Here is a 20,061-nt window from a genome sequence, read left to right as displayed (position 1 = left end):
CAGTACGGACCCGCGCGGAGGTACGCATGCGGCGCACGGACCCCGAAGGCCACGACGCCGTGGGCCACGGCCCCGTCCGGTACGGCCCCCACCTGCCCGACGACGGGCTGCCGGTGCCGCCCGAACTGTCCGCCGTACTCGCCGCCGCCGCGGACCGCGCACGCGGGGAACCGATCGGCGGCGCCCCCGCCCTCACGGCCGCCGCGAGCGGCTACTGGCACCGGCGCGGCCTGCCCACCGAGCCCGGCCAGGTGGCCGCCGCCCCCGGTGCGCACACCCTGCTGCTGGCGGTGACCGCCGCGCTCGGCGGCGACGTCCTGGTGCCCCGCCCCTGCGCCGCCTGGTGGGCACCGGACGCGCGGCTGCTCGGCAGCCCCGTCTTCCACGTCCCGACGCCGGCCGAGAGCGGCGGCGTCCCCGACCCGTACGCCCTCCTGGAGACCGTCCGCCGGGTGCGCGCCGAGGGCGGCGACCCCCGCCTGCTGGTGCTGGCCGTCGCCGACGACCCCACCGGCACCGTCGCACGGCCCGAACTGCTGCACGAGACCGTCGAGGCCGCCGCCGGGGAGGGGCTGCACCTGGTCAGCGACGAGACCTGGCGGGACACCCTGCACGACCCGCACGCCACCGTGCTGCTCAGTCCCGCCGAGATGCTGCCCGAGCGGGTCACCGTCGTCACGGACCTGGCCGGCGGACTGCTGCCGCCCGGCTGGCCGGCCGCCGTCGCCCGCTTCCCGGCGTCCGCCGCCGGCGACGCCCTGCACGCGCGCGTGCTCGACGTGCTCACCGCCCTCGGCGCGGGCGTGGCCGCGCCCGTCGCCGCCGCGGCCGGGTACGCGCTCGACGAACCGGAGCCGGTCACCGCCCGCCGGTCGGCCGCCGTACGCCTGCACGCGCGCGTGGCCGCCGCCGTGCACGCGGCCGTCGTCGCCGCGGGCGCCACGGCGCGGCCCCCGCAGGCCGGGCGTCACCTGTACGCCGACCTCGGCCCGCTGCGCGACGCCCTCGGCGCACAGGGCGTCGGCGACGCCCAGGAACTGGAGGACTTCCTCTCCCCCCGGCTCGGCATGCCCGCCCCCGGCGGACACCGCTTCGGCGACGACCTCGCGGCCCTTCGCGTGCGGTTCGCCACCGGCCCGCTGCTCGGCACCGGCACCGCCGAACAGCGCGCGGAATGCCTCACCTGCCCGGACCCGTTGGAACTGCCACACGTGCGACGCGCGTTGACCGCTCTCGGATCGGTCTTCGGCGGTCTGCGCGACGCTCAGCGATGGGAGCCTCCTCGATGACGCAGCAGCCCCGGTCGACCACGAGCACCCCCGCGTCCCCCGAGGACACCACCGCGTCGCCGGTCACGTCCGCCCGGGCCCCCTCGTACCCGCCGCTCGCCGATCCCCGGCCGCCCGCCGAACGCCGCGTATGGCCGCGCACCTTCCACGACCGGCTGACCGCGCCGCTGCCCGGCCTGAGGGCCCTCGCCAGATTCGCCCGCGAGGGCGCGGTGAGACCCGGCCGCGAGGGTCTCGCCGACATCCCCCGGCTGCCCTACGAGCCCGGCCCGCTGCCCCGCGTGGACGTGGACACCGTCGCCGTCACCTGGGCGGGACACGCCAGCTGGGTGGTGCGGATCGGCGGCCTGACCGTGCTGACCGACCCGGTCTGGTCCCGCCGCATCCTCGGCACCCCCGCCCGGATCACCCCCGTCGGCGTCGCCTGGAGCGACCTGCCCCGCGTCGACGCCGTCGTCATCAGCCACAACCACTACGACCACCTGGACGCCCCCACCCTGCGCAGGCTCCCGCGCGACACTCCCGTCCTGGTGCCCGCCGGACTGGGCCGCTGGTTCCACCGCCGCCGCTTCACCCGCGTCACCGAGCTGGACTGGTGGGAGGCGACCGAGATCGGCGGAGTCCGCTTCGACTTCGTCCCCGCGCACCACTGGTCCAAGCGCAGCCTCGTCGACACCTGCCGCAGCCTGTGGGGCGGCTGGGTGCTCACCGCGTCCGACGGCCGGCGCGTGTACTTCGCCGGGGACACGGGGTACGGCCACTGGTTCACCCGGATCGGCCGCCGCTACCCAGGTATCGACCTCGCGCTGCTCCCCATCGGTGCCTACGACCCCCGCTGGTGGCTCAGCGACGTGCACTGCGACCCGGAGGAGGCGGTCCGCGCCGCGCGGGACGTCGGCGCCCGCCGCATGGCGCCGATGCACTGGGGCACGTTCGTCCTCTCCGCGGAACCGGTCCTGGAGCCCCTCACCCGGACCCGCGCCGCCTGGCAGGCCGCCGGTCTGCCCCGGGAGGACCTGTGGGACCTGCCGGTGGGAGCCTCACGGGTACTGGAGTAGCTCACGCCCCCGTCCGGACGACCCCGCCCCGCCCGAGCCCTAAGCCTTCGCCGGCCGCCCCCGGAACCGTCGCCACACTCCCGGCGCCACGCTGACCAGCACGGTCAGGGCGATCGCCGCGGCCACCCCCTCCCAGGGCTTGCTGAACAGCGCGCCGCTCAGGACCCCGATCAACTGGTACGTCACCGCCCAGGCCAGGCAGGCCGGCAGGTTGCCGCGGGCGAAGCGGCGCAGCGGCCACTCGGCGAGCAGGCAGGCCAGCATCACCGGTATCCGGCCGGCCGGCACCAGCCGGGACAGCACCAGGACCGCGACGTCGTGCTCGGCGAGCTTGTCCTGCGCCTGCTCCAGCCGGTCCTCGGGCGCCCGGGACCGGATCGCCTCCAGCCAGCGCGAGCCGTTCTTCGAACCGACCCCGCGCCGGCCCAGCCAGTACAGCGCCATGTCCCCGCAGAACGCGGCCAGCGACGCCGTCGCAAACACCATCAGCATGGAGAACGGAAGCGTCTGATGCATCGCCACCACGGCCGCCGAACTCACCAGCGCGCCCGTCGGCACCACCGGCACCAACGCCCCGATGAGCACCAGCAGGAACAGCGACGGATACCCGAACGCCTGCTGCGTCGGCTCCGTCGGGATGCTCGTCACGCTCGTCGTGGCGGCGTCCAGCCAGTTCACCGCGCGACCTCCACCCGCACACTCTCGCCGTGCCCCAGCCGGTGCACGGCGACCCCCGGCGCGCGCAGCGCCGACAGGCGCACGAACTCGTCGCCGGGCGTGTGGAACTCGTGGGGGCGCACGGCGTCCATCCCGAACGGCCAGTACGTGCCGTAGTGCACTGGGACCGCCGTACGCGGCGCCAGCCGGGTCAGCGCCTCCGCCGCCCGCCCCGCGTCCAGGTGCTCCGCCCCCAGGTACGGGCCCCAGCCGCCCACCGGCAACAGCGCCGCGTCGACCGGCCCGACCTCCTTCTCCATGCCTTCGAACAGGCCGGTGTCCCCGGCGAAGTACGTCCGTGCCTCACCCTCGACGACGTAGCCGAGCGCGGGGGAGCGGTGCCGGCCGACCGGCAGCCGCCGCCCGTCGTGGAGTGCGGGCACCGCCCGTATCCGCAGGTCGCCGACGTGCGCCACGTCGCCGGGCGCCACCTCCGCCACGTCCAGGTGACCGAGCCGCCGCAGCCCCGGCACCGCCCGTCGCGCGCCCCGGGGCACGAGCAGGCGCGTGCCCGGCGCGAGCCGCGCGAGCGACGGCACGTGCAGGTGGTCGGCGTGCAGATGGGACACCAGCGCCACGTCCGCGCGCCAGGCGTCCGGCGGCGGCACCGCGCCCCGCCTGCGGCGCAAGTGGGCGAGGCGGCGGGCGAACAGGGGATCGGTGAGCACGCGGATGTCCGAGTCCTCGACCGTGCAGGTGGCGTGACCCCACCACGTGAGCTCCACCGGCACCTCTTTGCCTCCTTCGCGCGACTCCCCGAAGCCTACGTCCAGGAGTAGGGTCGGCGGCGAAAACGGGAGGTGACGGGAGGTGAGGGGGACACCATGGGGCCGGTGAGGGTGACGGCGATCGCGAGTCTGACGCCGCTGGAACTGCTGGACGACGATCCGTTCCTGGTCGACTCCCGCAGCCAGCACGCCATGTGCGCCCGCTGGGCGGCGGAACACGGCTACGTCGTCGCCAGGGAACTGCTGGTACGCGGACTGCGGCCGGACCACGACGCCCTGTGGGACGGGGTCCGCCCGGGCCACGACCTGTTCGTGGCCCCCAGTCGCCGGGTACTGGAGAGCGCGCTGGCCTCCGTCGACGACTTCACCGCGGAGTGCGCGCGGCGCGGCGCCCGCGTCGAGACCGTCGGCCACGCGGAACCGGCCTACGACGCCCGCATGAAGGCGTGCGTGCATCGCAGGCTGTCGATGCCCACGGCGGGATACGACGGCCGCTGACCACCCTTTCGGGGTGTGAACCGGGCTCAGGGGGACAAACGGGTGCCCCGGAGCGTTGTGGCAGGGTGGGGAGGGCCCGGACGACGGGCCGGGACGTGAGGTGTGCGGAGCGTGGGTGGAGGCCGTTGGCGCCGGGTCGCCAGTCAGATCGGGCGGATTGTCACGGTGTGGGCCGTGTCCACCCTCACCATGCTCGTGCTCGCGGGCATCCTGCCGGACTTCCGGCTCCAGTCGCCCGACGGGGACAGCGCGACCGACATCGCGATGACCGCCGCGGTCGGCGCGGGCGCCTTCGGCCTGCTCTCCGCCGTGGTGTGGCCGCTCATGGTCCGCCTGCTGCTCCTGGTGCCGGCGCTCGTCCTCGGGCTGCTGGTCTTCTTCCTCAACGGCGGCCTGCTGCTCCTCGCGATAGACGTGAACCCGGCCGGCCGCGGCGGCGTCGCCCCCGAGACGGCGGTCGTGGTCGCCGCCGTCATGTCCGCCGTCGCCTCCGCCACCGGCGGTGCCCTGACCGTGCGCGGTGACGACGCCTACCGGCGCCGGCTCTACCGCCTCGCCGACCGCCGCCGCAGATCGGGCCCGCCCTGCCCGGCCGGCCCGGGCATCGTCTTCCTGCAACTGGACGGCGTGGGACACGACGTCCTGCTCGACGCCGTCGACACCGGCGCCATGCCCACCGTCGCCCGCTGGCTCGGCCGCCACGGCGCGTCCGCGAGCCACCGGCTGGCCCCGTGGCGCACCGACTGGTCCAGCCAGACCGGCGCCAGCCAACTGGGCATCCTGCACGGCAGCAACCACGACGTGCCCGCCTTCCGCTGGTACGAGAAGGACACCGGCGAGGTCATGGTCTGCAACCGGCCGACCAGCGCCGCCGAACTCCAGCACCGCGCCGTCCGGCGCACCGGCGACGGCGGGCTGCTCAGCCTGGACGGCGCGAGCCGCGGCAACCTCTTCGGCGGCGGCGCCGACGAACAGGCCCTGGTGCTGTCCATCGCCACCCGCCGCCGCAGCCGCGAGACCCGGTCCAGGTCCGGCTACTTCGCCTACTTCTCCGACCCGGCCAACGCCGTCCGCACCGCGATGTCCTTCGTCGCAGAGGTGGGCCGGGAGATCGGCCAGTCCACCCGCGCCCGCGCCCACAAGGTCCGCCCGCGCGTCTCCCGCGGCGGCCTCTACCCCTTCGTCCGCGCCTTCGCCACCGTCGTCGAACGGGACGTCGTCGTCGCCGCGGTGATGGGCGACATGCTCGCCGGCCGCACCGCCGTCTACGCCGACCTCGTGGCGTACGACGAGGTGGCGCACCACTCCGGGCCGAACGGCCGGGACGCCGTCAACGTCCTGCGGCGGCTCGACCGGTCCCTCGCGCTGATCGAGAAGGTCGCCGACCAGGCCCCCCGCTCCTACCGGATCGTCCTCCTGTCCGACCACGGCCAGAGCCCCGGCGAGACCTTCCGCGCCCGTTACGGCCTCACCCTCGGCGACCTGGTCCGGGCCGGCTGCGGGCTGCCCGTGCCGCGCCGCGCCCAGCGCACCCGCAGCGGCGCCGAGGCCCGCAACACCGTCCGCGCCGCCCTGCACCGCCCCGTCGAGGAGGCCGCCGCGCAGCAGCGGCCCGCCGACACCCCGGCCGGCCGCCGCTCCGAGCCGATCGTGCTGGCCTCCGGCAACCTCGGCCTGGTCTCGTTCCCGGACGTGCCGCACCGGATGACCCGGGAGGAGATCGACGCCCGTCACCCCGCGCTGCTGCCGACCCTCGCCAACCACCCCGGCATCGGCTTCCTGCTGGTGCGCAGCGAGCGGCACGGCGGCCTGGTGCTCGGTGCGCACGGCGCCGAGATACCCCTGGACCGGCTCGACGAGGACCCCGGCCCGCTCGCCCCCTTCGGTCCCGGCGCCGCCGACGCCGTACGCCGCACGCACTCCTTCCCGCACACCGCCGACATCATGGTCAACTCCTTCCACGACCCGGCCGACGGCGAGGTCCTCGCGTTCGAGGAGCAGATCGGCTCCCACGGCGGGCTCGGCGGCGCCCAGTCGCACGCCTTCCTGCTGTCACCGGCCGTGCTCTCCGACCCGGTCGAGGAGGACACGGAGATCGTCGGCGCCGAACACGTCCACCGGGTGCTGCGCCGCTGGCTGCGGGAGTCCAACGGCCCGCAGGTACCCGTGGAAGATCCACGGCCGAACGTCGTCGAGAACGCTCCTTTTCCTGTCGCGGACGGGTTCGTGCAGGAGAAAAGCGCCTGATTTTGAGGTGCGACGGACCGTGCCCGACCATGGGCGCCGTCCCGGCGATCCCGGGCCACAGCTCCATGAGAGGCGCACCACCCCATGCACGTCACCGGGACCGTCCCCCCACCGGCTCCGGAACCGCAGGAGACCCCCGCGGCCCCCGACCCCACGTCCGGCAACGGCCGGCACGCCCGCCGCTTCGGGCTCCCCGTGGCCACCGCCCTGGTCATGGGCAACATCATCGGCGGCGGCATCTTCCTGCTCCCCGCCTCCGTCGCGCCCTTCGGCACCGTCAGCCTGCTCGCCTTCGGCGTCCTGACCGTCGGCGCCATCGCGCTCGCCCTGGTCTTCGGCCGCCTCGCCGCCCGCGACCCGCGCACCGGCGGCCCCTACGTCTACGCCCGCGGCGCCTTCGGCGACTTCGCCGGCTTCCTCGCCGCCTGGGCGTACTGGATCACCACCTGGGTGTCCAACGCGGCTCTGGCCGTCGCCGCCGTCGGATACCTCGACGTGCTGATCCCGGTGGGCGACCACCGCTGGACTGCCTGTTTGGCCGCGCTGGTCATCCAGTGGCTGCCCGCGCTCGCCAACTTCGCCGGCACCCGGTACGTGGGCGCCGTGCAACTCGTCGCCACCGTGCTGAAGTTCGCGCCGCTGCTGCTCGTCGCGGTCGGCGGGCTGTTCTTCTTCGACCCGGACAACCTCGGCCCGTTCAACGCGAGCGGCTCCAGCGGCATCGGCGCGGTCTCCGCGGCCGCCGCGATCCTGCTCTTCTCCTACCTGGGCGTGGAGTCCGCCGCCGTCAGCGCCGGCGAGGTGAAGGACCCGCGCCGCACGGTCGGCCGCGCCACGGTCATCGGCACCGCGGGCGCCGCCCTCGTCTACCTGCTGGGCACGCTCTCGGTCTTCGGCACCGTCCCACACGACCGCCTGGTCACCTCGACCGCGCCCTTCTCCGACGCCGTGAACACCATGTTCGGCGGCGCGTGGGGCGGCTGGGCCGTCGCGCTGGCGGCCCTGGTCTCGATGACCGGCTGCCTCAACGGCTGGACCCTGCTCAGCGCCCAGACCCCGTACGCCGCCGCGAAGGACGGCCTCTTCCCGGCCGCGTTCGCGCGCAGGCGGCGGGGCGTCCCTACGACCGGCGTCGCCGTCACCGTCGTCCTCGCCTCGCTGCTCACCGTCTACAACTACACGTCCGGTTCGGCGAAGGTCTTCGAGGTCCTCGTCCTCGTCACCACCTTCACCGCGACCGTGCCCTATCTGCTGGCCGCCGCCGCCCAGATCTTCCATCTGGTCTCCGGCCAGGGCGAGCAGGTCGACCGGGCCCGCCTGGTCCGGGACCTCGTGATCGCCTCGGTGGCCGCCGCGTTCTCGCTGTGGCTCGTGGGGGGCGCCGGCTACGCGGCGGTGTACCAGGGTGTGCTGTTCCTCTTCGCGGGCGTGCTGGTGTACGCGGTGATGGCGGCGCGCAAGCGGCGCGCGGAAGGGCCCGCCGCACGGTAATTCGGCTGCGTGCGGACGCCTCGGAACCCACACTGGTGCGGTCACCCTCCCCCTGATCGCCCAGGAGCCCCTGCGTGCAGGCAGCCGTCACCGTCACTCCCGCCCGTCTCCCGGACCTGCTGCTCGGCCTCGCCACCGTGCGGCCGGTCTTCCTGTGGGGCGCCCCCGGCATCGGCAAGTCCTCCCTGGTGCGGGCCTTCGCCGACTCGCTGGGCCTGGAGTGCGTGAGTCTGCTCGGCACCCAGCTCGCGCCCGAGGACCTGATCGGCGTACCGCAGATCCGGGACGGCCGGTCCGTGTTCTGCCCGCCCGAGTCCATCGCCCGCGACGAGCCGTACTGCCTGTTCCTGGACGAGCTGAACGCGGCCACCCCGGATGTGCAGAAGGCGTTCTACTCCCTGATCCTCGACCGCCGCGTCGGCAACTACGAGCTGCCCAAGGGCTCCATCGTCATCGGCGCAGGCAACCGCGCCACCGACAACGCCCTGGCCCGCCCCTTGGCCTCCGCGCTGGTCAACCGCCTCACCCACGTCCACCTGGACGCCTCCGCCAAGGACTGGCTGGCCTGGGCCGCCGAGCACGGCATCCACCCCTGGATCACTGACCACCTCACCGACCGCCCCGACCACCTGTGGTCCAAGCCGCCCAAGACCGAGGAGCCCTTCTCCACCCCGCGCTCCTGGCACATGCTCTCCGACGCCCTGCACTCCTTCGGCCACGACATCGACGAGGAGACCCTCAAGGTCCTCGCGCACGGCACGCTGACACCCGCGCACGCCACCGCCTTCTGCGGCTACGTCAAGATCGTCCGCAGCCGGTTCGGCATCGAGGCGATCCTCAAGGGCGAGGCCCGCTGGCCCAAGGGCCTCCAGGACCGCGATCTGCTCTACTACCTCGCCGAGTCGTTCCGCGGCCGGCTGGTCAAGGAGCTGCCCGCGAGCAAGGAGCACATGTCGGCGAACGGCCGCCAGACCGCGTACCGGGCCAAGTCGCTGCTCGTGCAGCTCGCCGAGATATCCGTCGAGGTCGCCCAGACCGTCATCGCCTCCGACGCCGACGGCAACCCGGTGCTGCCCGCGTGGTTCCTCGTGGAGGCCGCGCGGGACATGCCGCGGCTGGTGGAGGCGCGGCGGTGAGCGGCACCCGCAAGCAGGACCAGCAGCAGAAGAAGGACCCGGCCGCCGAGGACTGCGCCAAGGGAGTGCAGCTGGTGTGGGCCAACCCGGCGCTGGCGGCGATGGAGGTCAAGTGGTGCCGGGAGGAGGGGTGCGAGGTCGCGCCCCGGCAGGGACTCGTCCGTGTCAGCTCCAACGGCCGCGTCCATCTGCACCCCACCCGCCGCGCCGAACCCGTCGAATGGGCCTGGGCCATCGCCCACGGCCTCATCCACCTCGGCTTCGGCCACGTACCCGCGGCCACCGGGGAGCGCGTACAGCCCGACCGCTACGACCTCGCCGCCCGCTGCGTCGTCGTCAACCGGTTCCTCCAGACCTTCCCGGTCGGCCGTACCCCGGACGACCTGCCGCCGGCCTACCCCGACGGGGACGAGGAGCGCATCGCCGCCGCCTGGCGCCGCGAGGGCGGAATCCCGGCGGCGTACGAGCACTGCGGCACCGCCGGCGGCGAACCCGACCAGCTCCTCTCTTCCTGGGACGGCTGGAACGGCCAGGCCCCCGACTGGCAGCTGGCCTTCGCGCACGCGCTGACCCGCACCATGTCCACCGCCCTGGACGTCGCGGGCGGCCGGCGCGACGGCATGCTGGGCGGCCCCACCCGGCTGCACCCCTGGCAGCAGGCCCTGAGCTGGTTCGTCTCCTCCTACCCGCTCCTCGGCGGCATCGCCTCCGGCATCACCCTCGTCGCCGACGCCGAACTCGCCCGCGCCCACGGCATCTCGATCGCCGCCGTCAACGCCGAGGCCGGCGAGATCTACGTCAACCCGCTGCGCCGGTACGACGACGAGGAGTGGCGCTTCATCCTGGCCCACGAGATGCTGCACGCCGCCCTGCGCCACGGCGACCGCTGCGGCACCCGCGACCCGTACCTCTTCAACGTCGCCTGCGACTACGTCGTCAACGGCTGGCTGGTCGAGATGCGGGTCGGCACCATGCCCGAGGGCCTGCTGCACGACCCGGCGCTGGCCGGCCTGTCCGCCGAGGAGGTCTACGACCGCATCGCCGGCGACCTGCGCCGCAAGCGCCGCCTGGCCACCCTGCGGGGCAAGGGCGTCGGCGACGTCCTCGGCGCCCCGCTCGGCTCGCCCCGCGACTACGTCGACCTCGACGGCTTCTACCGCCGGGGCCTCGCCCACGGCCTGGACCTGCACCGGCAGCAGGAGCGCGGACACCTGCCCGGCGGCCTGGTCGAGGAGATCCGCGCCCTCAGCCATCCGCCGCTGCCCTGGGACGCGCGCCTCGCCCGCTGGTTCGACGAGTTCGTGCCCCGCCCGGAGCCCGTACGGTCGTACGCGCGCCCCTCGCGCCGCCAGGCGGCCACCCCCGGCATCCCGCGCGCCGGGCGGTACTTCCCGCCCGAGGAGATCGCCCGCTGCACCTTCGGCGTCGTCCTGGACACCTCCGGCTCCATGGACCGCAGGCTGCTCGGCAAGGCGCTCGGCGCCATCGCCTCCTATGCCGAGGCCCGCGATGTCCCCGCCGCCCGCGTCGTGTTCTGCGACGCGGCCCCGCACGACGCCGGCTACCTGCCCGTGACCGAGATCGCCGGCCGGGTGCGGGTGCACGGCCGGGGTGGCACAGTGCTCCAGCCCGGCGTCGACCTGCTGCTGCGTGCCGACGACTTCCCGCCCACCGCGCCGGTCCTCGTCATCACGGACGGCGGGTGCGACGTGCTGCGGGTCCGGCGCGAGCACGCCTACCTCGTCCCGCAGGGCGCGCGGCTGCCCTTCACGGCCCGGGGGGCGGTCTTCCGGGTGAGCTGAGCCGGAGTGTGATCGGATGGGGGGCGGAAACCCGGGCACGGGTTTCCATCGCCTCAGTACAGCAAGCGAATTCGAGAGGACCCGCCGTGGCAACCACGCGCTCCGCACACACCGTCTGGGAAGGCAACCTGCTCGAGGGCAGCGGTGTCGTCACCTTCGACTCGTCCGGCATCGGCGAGCAGCCGGTGTCGTGGCCGTCGCGCGCCGAGCAGGCGAACGGCAAGACCAGCCCCGAGGAGCTGATCGCCGCCGCCCACTCCAGCTGCTTCTCCATGGCGCTGTCGCACGGCCTGGCCGGCGCCGGCACCCCGCCCACCAAGCTGACCACCTCCGCCGACGTCACCTTCCAGCCCGGCGAGGGCATCAAGGGCATCCACCTCACCGTGGAGGGCACCGTCCCCGGCCTCGACGCCGACGCGTTCACCGCCGCCGCCGAGGACGCCAAGAAGAACTGCCCGGTCAGCCAGGCCCTGACCGGCACCACCATCACCCTCACCGCCAAGCTGGCCTAGCCGGCTAGGAGCCCGTACGCTCCCAGCCCCGCCGGTCCGGGCGCGGCCCCAGCTGCCTGGGGTCGCGCGACCGGTACACCACGTACGGGCGGGTCAGGTACTGCAGCGGCGCGCTGAACATGTGCACGAGCCGGGTGTAGGGGACCAGGGCGATCAGGACCATGCCGACGACCGCGTGCACGTGGTACAGCACCGGCACGCCCTCCATCAGCTCCACCTTCGGGCTGAGGGTGAACAGGCTGCGGGCCCAGGGCGCGATGGTGCTGCGGTAGTCGTAGCCGTCGCCGGAGGTGTCGGAGAGCTTGGCGATCATGCCGAGGACGATGGCGCCGAGCAGGAAGACGTACATGAACTTGTCGTTGGCGGTGGTGGCGCGGAAGACCGGGGCCTTGGTGCGGCGCCGGTAGACCAGCATCCCGATCCCGGCGACCGTGAGGACCCCGGCCAGCGTGCCGCCGTACAGGGAGAACAGGTGGTACGCGTGTTCGCTGACGCCGACCGCCCCGGTCCAGGACGCGGGGACGAACAGCCCGATCAGGTGGCCGACGAGCACGAAGAGAATGCCGTAGTGGAAGACCGGCGAGGCGATGTTCAGCAGCTTCGACTCGTAGACCTGCGAGGAGCGGGTGGTCCAGCCGAACCGGTCGTAGCGGTGACGCCAGACCAGGCCCGCGACGAGCAGGGCGAAGGCGGCGTAGGGCAGGACGCCCCAGAGGAAGACGTTCATCGGCGGGCTCCGGTGGATGCGGGCGGCAGGGTGGCGCACACGGCGTCCAGCACGCAGGCGTAGGGCGTGCCGAAGGCGGTCAGCCGGGAGCGCAGCTCGTCCAGGGCGCCGCGGTGCTCGGTGAGCATGCCGATGTCCCCGGTGCGGGAGACGAACTCCAGCACCGCCGGCAGGAAGTCGGGCAGTTCCTCGCCGGTGAACTCCAGGCCGTGGGCGCGGTACAGCTCCTTGAAGCGGACCAGGGACATCCCGCGGTTGCGGGTGTCGCCGTCGGTCCACCAGCTCAGGTACAGGCTGTGCCGGTTCTTGAAGTCGAAGACCTGCACGTAGTGCGCCTGGAGTTCGCCCTGGGGCGTCACGGCCGCGTGGTCGGTGAAGGCCCGCAGTTGCGGGGCGGCCTCGCGCAGCAGCGGCAGCCGGTCGCGGAAGTCGTCGTCGGGATAGGTCAGGCAGAGTGCCGCCGCCTGGTACAGCACCTCGAACCCGGGCATGGGATCAGGCCTCCCTCTCGTCGTCCGCCGTCTGCCGCCGGCGCAGGATGTGGAAGTTCTCCACCGGCACCAGCGGCAGCATCCTGCGTCCCGAGTCCTGGCCGAACGGTCCGTCACCGCCCATGCCGGGCCCGCCGTCGGTGTCGAGGCTGCACGTGTCCGGCAGCGCCGAGGCCTCCAGCCGGTGCGCGTCCCCGACGGCCGCCGTCGGGATCACGTACCGCTCCTCGTACTTGGCGAGCGCCAGCAGCCGGTACATGTCATGGATCTCCTCGGGGCGCATGCCGACCCCGGCACACACCGCCGGGTCGGGGTCCTCGCCGAGGTTGACCGACCGCATGTGGGCGCGCATCGCGGCCAGCTTCTCCAGCGACGCCCGCACCGGGCCCACGTCCCCCGCGGTGAACAGCTCCGCCAGGTACTCCAGCGGGATGCGCAGGGTGTCGATCGCGCCGAACAGGTTGTCCGCGTCCTCACCGTCGTGCCCGGTCTCCGTCAGCGCGTCCACCACCGGCGACAGCGGCGGGATGTACCAGACCATCGGCATCGTGCGGTACTCCGGATGCAGCGGGAGCGCCACCCGGTACCTGCTGACCAGCGCGTGCACGGGGGAGCGCCGCGCCGCCTCGATCCAGTCGTACGGGATCCCCGCCTCCTCGGCCGCCCGCCGCACCGCCGGGTCCCCCGGGTCGAGGAAGAGTCCCAACTGCGCCTCGTACAGGTCGCGTTCGTTCGGTGTCTCGGCGGCCTCGGTCACCTTGTCGGCGTCGTACAGCACCACCCCCAGATACCGGAGCCGGCCCACGCAGGTCTCCGAGCAGACCGTCGGCTCGCCGATCTCGATGCGGGGGTAGCAGAAGGTGCACTTCTCCGCCTTGCCGGTGCGGTGGTTGAAGTACACCTTCTTGTACGGGCAGCCGGTCACGCACATCCGCCAGCCCCGGCAGCGGTCCTGGTCGACCAGGACGATCCCGTCCTCCGAGCGCTTGTACATCGCCCCGGACGGGCAGGACGCCACGCACGACGGGTTGAGGCAGTGCTCGCAGATCCGCGGCAGGTAGAACATGAACGTCTCTTCGTACGCGAACCGCACCTTGTCCGAGGCCTGCCGGCGGGTCCGCTCCACGATCGGGTCCAGGTCGCCGTAGGCGGGGGTGCCGCCCAGGTCGTCGTCCCAGTTCGAGGACCAGCCGATCTTCATCGGCTTGCCGTCCAGCTGGGAGACGGGCCGCGCGACCGGGTAGTCGTCGCCGAGCGGGGCGTCGGTGAGGTTCTTGTAGTCGTACGTCCAGGGCTCGTAGTAGTCCTTGATCTCCGGCAGCCTCGGATTGGAGAAGATCCCGGCGAGCTTTCTGATCCGGCCGCCCGCCTTCAGCTTCAGCGCGCCGCGCCGGTTCAGTTCCCAGCCGCCGCGCCACCGCTCCTGGTCCTCGTAGCGGCGCGGGTAGCCCTGTCCCGGGCGCGTCTCGACGTTGTTGAACCAGACGTACTCCATGCCCCGCCGGTTGGTCCACGCCTGCTTGCAGGTGACCGAACAGGTGTGGCAGCCGATGCACTTGTCGAGGTTCATGACCATCGCGATCTGGGCCATCGGGCGCATCAGTACTCGACCTCCTGGCTGCGGCGGCGGATCACCGTCACCTCGTCGCGCTGGTTGCCCGTCGGGCCGAGGTAGTTGAACGCCCAGGACAACTGGGCGTAGCCGCCGATGAGATGGGTCGGCTTGAGAAGCAGCCGGGTCAGCGAGTTGTGAACGCCGCCGCGCTTGCCGGTGGTCTCCGTGAGCGGCGTGTTCACCGTGCGCTCCTGCGCGTGGTGCATGTACACCGTCCCGGGCGGCATGCGGTGCGAGACGATCGCGCGCGCCACCACCACGCCGTTGCGGTTGACCGCCTCGATCCAGTCGTCGTCCGCGACCCCGATGGCGTCCGCGTCCTGCGGAGACATCCAGACGCACTGGCCGCCCCGGGACAGCGCCAGCATGAACAGGTTGTCCTGGTACTCGGAGTGGATGGACCACTTGTTGTGCGGGGTCAGGTAGCGGACCGTCACCTCGCTCTCGCCGTCCGGACCGAGCCGCGGTTCCCCGAACAGCCGGTTCATGTCCAGCGGCGGCCGGTACACCGGCAGTGCCTCGCCCAGCTCGTGCATCCAGTCGTGGTCGAGGAAGAAGTGCTGCCGTCCGGTGAGGGTGTGCCAGGGCTTGAGGTGCTCGGTGTTGAGGGTGAACGCCGTGTACCGGCGCCCCCCGGCCTCGCTGCCCGACCACTCCGGCGACGTGATCACCGGCACGGGCGCCGCCTGCGTGTCCGCGTACGTGATCCGCTTGCCCTCGTGCTCGGCGGCGAGGTGCGCCATCTCCTGCCCGGTCTTCGCCTCCAGCGTGTGGAAGCCCTGGGTGGCCAGCCGCCCGTTGGTGGTGCCGGACAGGGCCAGGACGGTGTTGGCGGCCTTGACCGCCGTGTCCAGCGCCGGGCGCCCGTCGGCCGGGCCGCCGCGCACCGCGCCGTTCATCCGCCGCAGCCGCTCCACCTCCTCGTCCGGCTTGAGGGTGATGCCCTTGGCGGGCAGTCCCTTGGTCTCCACCAGCGGGCCGAGCGCCGCGAACTTCGCGCCGATCGCCGAGTAGTCGCGCTCCACCACGACCAGGTTCGGCATGGTCTTCCCGGGCTCCGGAGCGCACTCCCCGCGCCGCCAGTCCCGTACCACCCCGCCCGGCTGGGCGATCTCGCCGGGCGTGTCGTGCTGGAGCGGCGCCGCCACCAGGTCCTTGCGCACCCCGAGGTGCCCGGCGGCCAGCTCGCTCAGCTTCTCCGCGATCGCCTTGAACGTGTCGAAGTCGGTGCGCGCCTGCCACGGCGGACTCACGGCCGGGGAGAAGGCGTGCACGTAGGGGTGCATGTCCGTGCTGGACAGGTCGTGCTTCTCGTACCAGGTCGCGGCGGGCAGCACCACGTCCGAGAGGAGCGTGGACGAGGTGTGCCGGAAGTCCAGCGACAGCAGCAGGTCGAGCTTGCCCTCGGGCGCCTCCTCGTGCCAGACGACGTCCCGCGGGCGCTCGCCGGGCGCGGCCTCCTCGGCGCGCAGTGAGGACTGGGTGCCCAGCAGGTGCTTGGTGAAGTACTCGGCACCCTTGCCCGAGGAACCGAGCAGGTTGGCCCGCCACAGGGTCACGATCCGCGGCCAGTTCTCCGGCGCGTCCGGGTCCTCGCACGCGAACTTCAGTGTGCCCGCCCGCAGTTCGGCCACCGCGTTCGCCACCGGGTCGCCGAAGGTCTCGCCCAGCTCCAGCGGATTGCGGTCGAAGGTCGGGTAGGAGGGCATCCACCCCGTGCGCGCCGACAGGGCGAGGCAGTCCGCGCCCGTCATGCCGGAGAGCCGCCCCTCGCCGAGCGGCGAGGCCAGCACGTCGGCGCGGAACCGGTCGTAGCGCCACTGGTCGGTGTTGAGATACCAGTACCCGGTGCCGATCATCTGCCGCGGCGGACGCGACCAGTCCGACGCGGCGGCCAGCGTCGCCCAGCCGGTCACCGGGCGGCACTTCTCCTGGCCGACGTAGTGCGCCCAGCCGCCGCCGTTGCGGCCCTGGCAGCCGGTGAGCTGGAGCAGGGCCAGGAAGGTCCGGTAGATGGTCTCGGAGTGGAACCAGTGGTTGGTGCCCGCACCCATCAGGATCATGCAGCGGCCCTTGGACCGCTCCGCGGTCCGCGCGAACTCCCGCGCGATGCGCACACAGGCCGCCGCCGGGACCGAGGTGTGCGTCTCCTGCCACGCCGGGGTGCCGGGCGCCGCCGCGTCCTCGTACGACGCCGGCCAGTCGCCCGGCACGCCCGGCCGCGCCACCCCGTACTGGGCCAGCAGCAGGTCGAACACGGTCGTCACCAGGGGCCCGGTCGCCCCGCCGAGCCGGGTCGCCGGGACACCCCGCCGCAGCACGTCACCGCGTCCCTGCCCGTGCGCGCCGCCCTCGGTGTCGAAGCGGGGGAGCAGCACCTCGACACCCGACGCCATCTCGTGCCCGTGCAGGCTCAGCAGGGGCCGCACCTCGCCCAGGTCGAGGTTCCAGCGGCCCTGGTCGGCCTCGTTCCAGCGGAAGCCCAGCGAGCCGTTCGGGACGACCGCCCGGCCCGTCGCCCCGTCCAGCACGACCGTCTTCCAGCGGGCGTCCTCGCCGCCCTGCCCCAGGTCGGCCGCGCGCAGGAACTTCGCCGGGACGTACGCCCCGTCCCGCTCCGTCAGCGTCACCAGGAACGGCAGGTCGGTGAAGCGCCGCACGTAGTCGTCGAAGAACGGCGTGGCGCGGTCGACGAAGAACTCCTTGAGCACCACGTGCCCCATCGCCAGGGCCAGCGCGGCGTCCGTGCCCGGGTGCGGGTGCAGCCACTGGTCGGCGAACTTGGTGTTGTCGGCGTAGTCCGGCGACACCACCACGACCTTCTGGCCCCGGTAGCGGGCCTCCGCCATCCAGTGCGCGTCCGGCGTCCGGGTCACCGGCACGTTCGAACCCCACATGATCAGGTACGCCGCGTCCCACCAGTCGCCCGACTCCGGCACGTCCGTCTGGTCGCCGAACACCTGCGGGGACGCCACGGGCAGGTCGGCGTACCAGTCGTAGAACGAGAGCATCGGCGCGCCGATGAGGGAGTGGAAGCGGGCGCCCGCCGCGTGCGACACCATCGACATCGCGGGGATGGGGGAGAAGCCCGCGATGCGGTCGGGGCCCTGGGTGCGGATGGTGTGGACGTGGGCGGCGGCGATCATCTCGACCGCCTCGTCCCAGTCCGCCCGGACCAGCCCGCCCTTGCCCCGCGCCCGCTGGTAGCGCCGCCGGCGCTCCGGGTCGCCCTGGATGTCCGCCCAGGCGAGCACCGGGTCGGTCAGCCGCGCCTTCGCCTCCCGGTACATCTCCAGGAGCACCCCGCGCACGTACGGATAGCGCACCCGGGTCGGCGAGTAGGTGTACCAGGAGAACGCCGCGCCCCGCGGACAGCCGCGCGGCTCGTACTCGGGGCGGTCCGGGCCGACCGACGGATAGTCCGTGGCCTGCGTCTCCCACGTGATGATGCCGTCCTTGACGAACACGTTCCAGCGGCACGAGCCCGTGCAGTTCACGCCGTGCGTGGAGGTCACGACCCTGTCGTGGCTCCAGCGGTCCCGGTAGAAGGCGTCCGCCTCCCGGCCGCCGACCAGCCCGATGCTGTGCAGGTCGGGTGCGGCGGTGCCCGGCCGGAAGAACCGCCCGGCGCGCAGCAGCGCCGCGCCCGGCTCGGTGGGCGGTGTCCGCGTGTCGGTCACGTGCGCTCCCTTGCTCGCCCTGGTTCTCGAACCTAGGGGCGGGCACGGGAGCGCACCCGTTCGCGGGGCCCGTACGGGTCAGCGCGGGCGCCCGGTGTCCGGCGTACGGGTCAAGGCTCGCGCGCCGGGTGCGGCCGGCTGGTGTCGATGGGGGCGGTGCTGCCGTCGGGTCCGGTCGTGCCGTGACGTCTCCGGAGAGCCTCGGACCCGGACCCGGACCTCGGACCCGGACCTCGGTGTCGGGGTCGCCGGGTCAGTAGTTCTCGCGGTACTCGCGCAGGACCTTCTCGGTGCGCTGGGTCGACGCGGCACGCGCCGTCATGTGGTCCAGGACCTCCAGGTGCGCCGAGACCTCGGGCCGGGAGTCCAGGTACAGGGCGCCGGTCAGATACTCGGTGAAGACCATGTCGGGCAGCTCCGGCTCCGCGAACCGGAACAGGGTGAACGGCGCGTACGTACCCGGGTGCGGCCCGTCCTCGAACTCGGCGACCTGGAGCGTCACCCGGTCCCGGGACGCGAACTCCAGCAGCTTGTCGAGCTGTTCGCGCATCACCCGGCCGTGCACGCTGACCGGGCGGCGCAGCACCGTCTCGTCCATCACCACCCACAGGTGCGGCGGGTCCGGGCGGTCCAGCAGCCGCTGCCGCTCCATCCGCAGGGACACGTGCCGCTCGACGGCGTCACCGCCGGCGTTGCCGATCGTCCCGGCCTCCAGGACCGAGCGCGCGTAGTCCTCGGTCTGGAGCAGCCCCGGGACGAAGTGCGGCTCGTAGGAGCGCACGATCCGCGCGGCGCCCTCCAGGCTCACGTACATGCTGAACCAGTCCGGCAGCACGTCGTGGTACCGCTGCCACCAGCCCGGCTGGTTGGCCTCCTCGGCGAGGGTGACGAACGCGGCGACCTCGTCGGAGGCGACCCCGTACGTCGTCAGGAGTATCTGGACATACGGTATCTTCAGCGACACCTCGGCCGTTTCCATGCGCCGCACCGTGGCCGGGGCCACGCGGAGCACCTTGGCGGCCTCCTCGCGTCTGAGGCCCGCGGTCTCCCGCAGTTCCTGCAGCCGTCTGCCGAGGACCACCTGGCCCACGGTGGGTGCGGCCCGTCGCTCACTCACGCCACGCCTCCCCAACGCGCCCAAGTCACACCGCAGTCTGTCATGAGCCCCCGCCGCTCTCACAGGGGTGTTCGCGATCAACCTTGTCAGGACACCAGTGTGTGCAGGTACTTGACCGTCGCCGGGTCGGCCGGCAGCAGCGTCTCGATGGCCAGCTCGGCCACCGTCACGTCCATCGGGGTGTTGAAGGTGGAGATCGACGAGATGAACGACAGGGTCCGGCCCCCGTGCTCGATCCGCATCGGCAGCGCGAAGTACGGCACCGCTTCGTCCGGTTCCCCGTCCGGCGCGGTCTCCGGCGCGGTGTCCGGCACCGGATAGGCCGCCAACTCGTCGTAGAGCGCGCGCAGCGGCTCCGAGCGCTGGAGGGCGATCTGCCGCTCCATCTGCTCCAGCAGGTGCCCGCGCCACTGGCGCAGGTTGCGGATGCGCGGTGCCAGTCCCTCCGGGTGCAGGGTCAGCCGCATCGCGTTCAGCGGCGGCGCGAGCAGATGCTCGGCGACGCCGTCCATCAGCATCGCCACGCCCCGGTTGGCCGCCAGCACCTGGTACGTCCCGTCGACGACCAGCGCCGGATACGGCTCGTAGCCCCGGATCAGTCGCTCCATGCCCTCGCGCAGGGCGCCCAGCGCCGGGTCGTCCAGCGGGGTCTCCGGGTAGTGCGGGGCGTAACCGGCCGCGAGCAGCAGGGCGTTGCGCTCGCGCACGGGGACGTCCAGGTGCTCGGCGAGACGCAGCACCATCTCCTCGCTCGGCCGGGAGCGGCCCGTCTCGACGAAGCTGATGTGCCGGGCGGAGGAGTCGGCGCGCAGGGCCAGCTCCAGCTGGCTGACCCGCCGTCGCTCCCGCCAGGCCCGCAGCAGCGGACCCACGCCCTGGGTGGCGGGGACGGTGCCGGACGTGGGTGCGGTCATGGGCCGAACGGTAGTCGACGGCGGGCCGCGACGGGACCG

General features: G+C 73.2%; 16 protein-coding genes. 8 read left to right on the top strand and 8 right to left on the bottom strand.

Annotated features, from left to right (window positions below):
• Positions 1-26 precede the first annotated feature (26 nt).
• Both ACGF3J_RS18710 and ACGF3J_RS18705 read left to right on the top strand, forming a co-directional pair.
• Positions 27-1,289, top strand: a complete 1,263-nt coding sequence (locus ACGF3J_RS18710; RefSeq protein ID WP_393854326.1) for an aminotransferase class I/II-fold pyridoxal phosphate-dependent enzyme — start codon at positions 27-29, stop codon at positions 1,287-1,289.
• A complete protein-coding gene (locus ACGF3J_RS18705) occupies positions 1,286-2,347 on the top strand; it encodes an MBL fold metallo-hydrolase (RefSeq protein ID WP_393854325.1) in 1,062 nt (353 codons plus the stop codon). The genes ACGF3J_RS18710 and ACGF3J_RS18705 overlap by 4 nt, the downstream gene beginning before the upstream one ends.
• Positions 2,348-2,386: 39 nt before the next feature.
• Here ACGF3J_RS18705 and ACGF3J_RS18700 read toward each other — a convergent pair whose 3' ends face one another.
• Positions 2,387-3,025 (bottom strand): DedA family protein, encoded by a 639-nt coding sequence (locus tag ACGF3J_RS18700; RefSeq protein ID WP_393854324.1) that lies wholly within the window; start codon positions 3,023-3,025, stop codon positions 2,387-2,389.
• The gene (locus ACGF3J_RS18695; protein ID WP_393854323.1) at positions 3,022-3,795 is read right to left on the bottom strand and encodes an MBL fold metallo-hydrolase; all 774 of its coding nucleotides are present in this window, start codon (positions 3,793-3,795) and stop codon (positions 3,022-3,024) included. The genes ACGF3J_RS18700 and ACGF3J_RS18695 overlap by 4 nt, the downstream gene beginning before the upstream one ends.
• Before the next feature lie 93 nt (positions 3,796-3,888).
• On the opposite strand from ACGF3J_RS18695, the gene ACGF3J_RS18690 reads away from it, so the two are divergent.
• The 6 genes from ACGF3J_RS18690 to ACGF3J_RS18665 all read left to right on the top strand — a co-directional run bounded on the left by ACGF3J_RS18690 (position 3,889) and on the right by ACGF3J_RS18665 (position 11,478).
• Positions 3,889-4,290: a hypothetical protein gene (locus ACGF3J_RS18690; protein WP_122618959.1), complete on the top strand. Its 402-nt coding sequence runs from the start codon at positions 3,889-3,891 to the stop codon at positions 4,288-4,290.
• 102 nt (positions 4,291-4,392) lie between these two features.
• The gene (locus tag ACGF3J_RS18685; protein WP_393854322.1) at positions 4,393-6,537 is read left to right on the top strand and encodes a phage holin family protein; all 2,145 of its coding nucleotides are present in this window, start codon (positions 4,393-4,395) and stop codon (positions 6,535-6,537) included.
• Positions 6,538-6,621: 84 nt separating this feature from the next.
• Positions 6,622-8,028 carry an amino acid permease gene (locus ACGF3J_RS18680; protein WP_161326697.1) on the top strand — a complete coding sequence of 469 codons (1,407 nt, stop codon included), beginning with the start codon at positions 6,622-6,624 and terminating at the stop codon, positions 8,026-8,028.
• A 74-nt stretch (positions 8,029-8,102) separates the two neighbouring features.
• Complete coding sequence (locus tag ACGF3J_RS18675) at positions 8,103-9,164, top strand: MoxR family ATPase (RefSeq protein ID WP_161326696.1); 1,062 nt, start codon at positions 8,103-8,105, stop codon at positions 9,162-9,164.
• Positions 9,161-10,966 (top strand): hypothetical protein, encoded by a 1,806-nt coding sequence (locus ACGF3J_RS18670; RefSeq protein WP_393854321.1) that lies wholly within the window; start codon positions 9,161-9,163, stop codon positions 10,964-10,966. Before ACGF3J_RS18675 ends, ACGF3J_RS18670 begins: the two co-directional genes overlap by 4 nt.
• Before the next feature lie 86 nt (positions 10,967-11,052).
• Positions 11,053-11,478, top strand: a complete 426-nt coding sequence (locus ACGF3J_RS18665) for an OsmC family protein (RefSeq protein ID WP_122618962.1) — start codon at positions 11,053-11,055, stop codon at positions 11,476-11,478.
• 4 nt (positions 11,479-11,482) lie between these two features.
• Here the strand turns inward: ACGF3J_RS18665 and narI are convergent, their stop codons facing one another.
• The 6 genes from narI to ACGF3J_RS18635 form a co-directional block, all read right to left on the bottom strand.
• Positions 11,483-12,205 (bottom strand): respiratory nitrate reductase subunit gamma, encoded by a 723-nt coding sequence (narI, locus tag ACGF3J_RS18660; RefSeq protein ID WP_393854320.1) that lies wholly within the window; start codon positions 12,203-12,205, stop codon positions 11,483-11,485.
• Entirely contained in the window at positions 12,202-12,696 is a 495-nt protein-coding gene (narJ, locus tag ACGF3J_RS18655) for a nitrate reductase molybdenum cofactor assembly chaperone (protein ID WP_361358659.1), read from the bottom strand. The genes narI and narJ overlap by 4 nt, the downstream gene beginning before the upstream one ends.
• 4 nt (positions 12,697-12,700) lie before the next feature.
• Positions 12,701-14,296 (bottom strand): nitrate reductase subunit beta, encoded by a 1,596-nt coding sequence (gene narH, locus ACGF3J_RS18650; protein ID WP_393854319.1) that lies wholly within the window; start codon positions 14,294-14,296, stop codon positions 12,701-12,703.
• The gene (locus tag ACGF3J_RS18645; protein ID WP_161326691.1) at positions 14,296-17,991 is read right to left on the bottom strand and encodes a nitrate reductase subunit alpha; all 3,696 of its coding nucleotides are present in this window, start codon (positions 17,989-17,991) and stop codon (positions 14,296-14,298) included. The genes narH and ACGF3J_RS18645 overlap by 1 nt, the downstream gene beginning before the upstream one ends.
• Before the next feature lie 253 nt (positions 17,992-18,244).
• Positions 18,245-19,108 (bottom strand): helix-turn-helix transcriptional regulator, encoded by an 864-nt coding sequence (locus ACGF3J_RS18640; RefSeq protein ID WP_161326690.1) that lies wholly within the window; start codon positions 19,106-19,108, stop codon positions 18,245-18,247.
• An 86-nt stretch (positions 19,109-19,194) separates the two neighbouring features.
• Positions 19,195-20,022, bottom strand: a complete 828-nt coding sequence (locus ACGF3J_RS18635; protein ID WP_161326689.1) for a helix-turn-helix domain-containing protein — start codon at positions 20,020-20,022, stop codon at positions 19,195-19,197.
• Positions 20,023-20,061: the final 39 nt, after the last annotated feature.

The organism is Streptomyces sp. NPDC048171 (assembly GCF_043202655.1).
GTDB lineage: Bacteria > Actinomycetota > Actinomycetes > Streptomycetales > Streptomycetaceae > Streptomyces.
This window is presented reverse-complemented; position numbering and strand designations above follow the sequence as displayed.

What these genes read in the sequence shown, in the direction of transcription:
- ACGF3J_RS18710 (WP_393854326.1), top strand. Translation starts at nt 27, where the DNA reads ATGCGGCGCACGGACCCCGAAGGCCACGACGCCGTGGGCCACGGCCCC.
- ACGF3J_RS18705 (WP_393854325.1), top strand. Translation starts at nt 1,286, where the DNA reads ATGACGCAGCAGCCCCGGTCGACCACGAGCACCCCCGCGTCCCCCGAG.
- ACGF3J_RS18690 (WP_122618959.1), top strand. Translation starts at nt 3,889, where the DNA reads ATGGGGCCGGTGAGGGTGACGGCGATCGCGAGTCTGACGCCGCTGGAA.
- ACGF3J_RS18680 (WP_161326697.1), top strand. Translation starts at nt 6,622, where the DNA reads ATGCACGTCACCGGGACCGTCCCCCCACCGGCTCCGGAACCGCAGGAG.
- narI (WP_393854320.1), bottom strand. Translation starts at nt 12,205, where the DNA reads ATGAACGTCTTCCTCTGGGGCGTCCTGCCCTACGCCGCCTTCGCCCTG.
- narJ (WP_361358659.1), bottom strand. Translation starts at nt 12,696, where the DNA reads ATGCCCGGGTTCGAGGTGCTGTACCAGGCGGCGGCACTCTGCCTGACC.
- narH (WP_393854319.1), bottom strand. Translation starts at nt 14,296, where the DNA reads ATGCGCCCGATGGCCCAGATCGCGATGGTCATGAACCTCGACAAGTGC.
- ACGF3J_RS18635 (WP_161326689.1), bottom strand. Translation starts at nt 20,022, where the DNA reads ATGACCGCACCCACGTCCGGCACCGTCCCCGCCACCCAGGGCGTGGGT.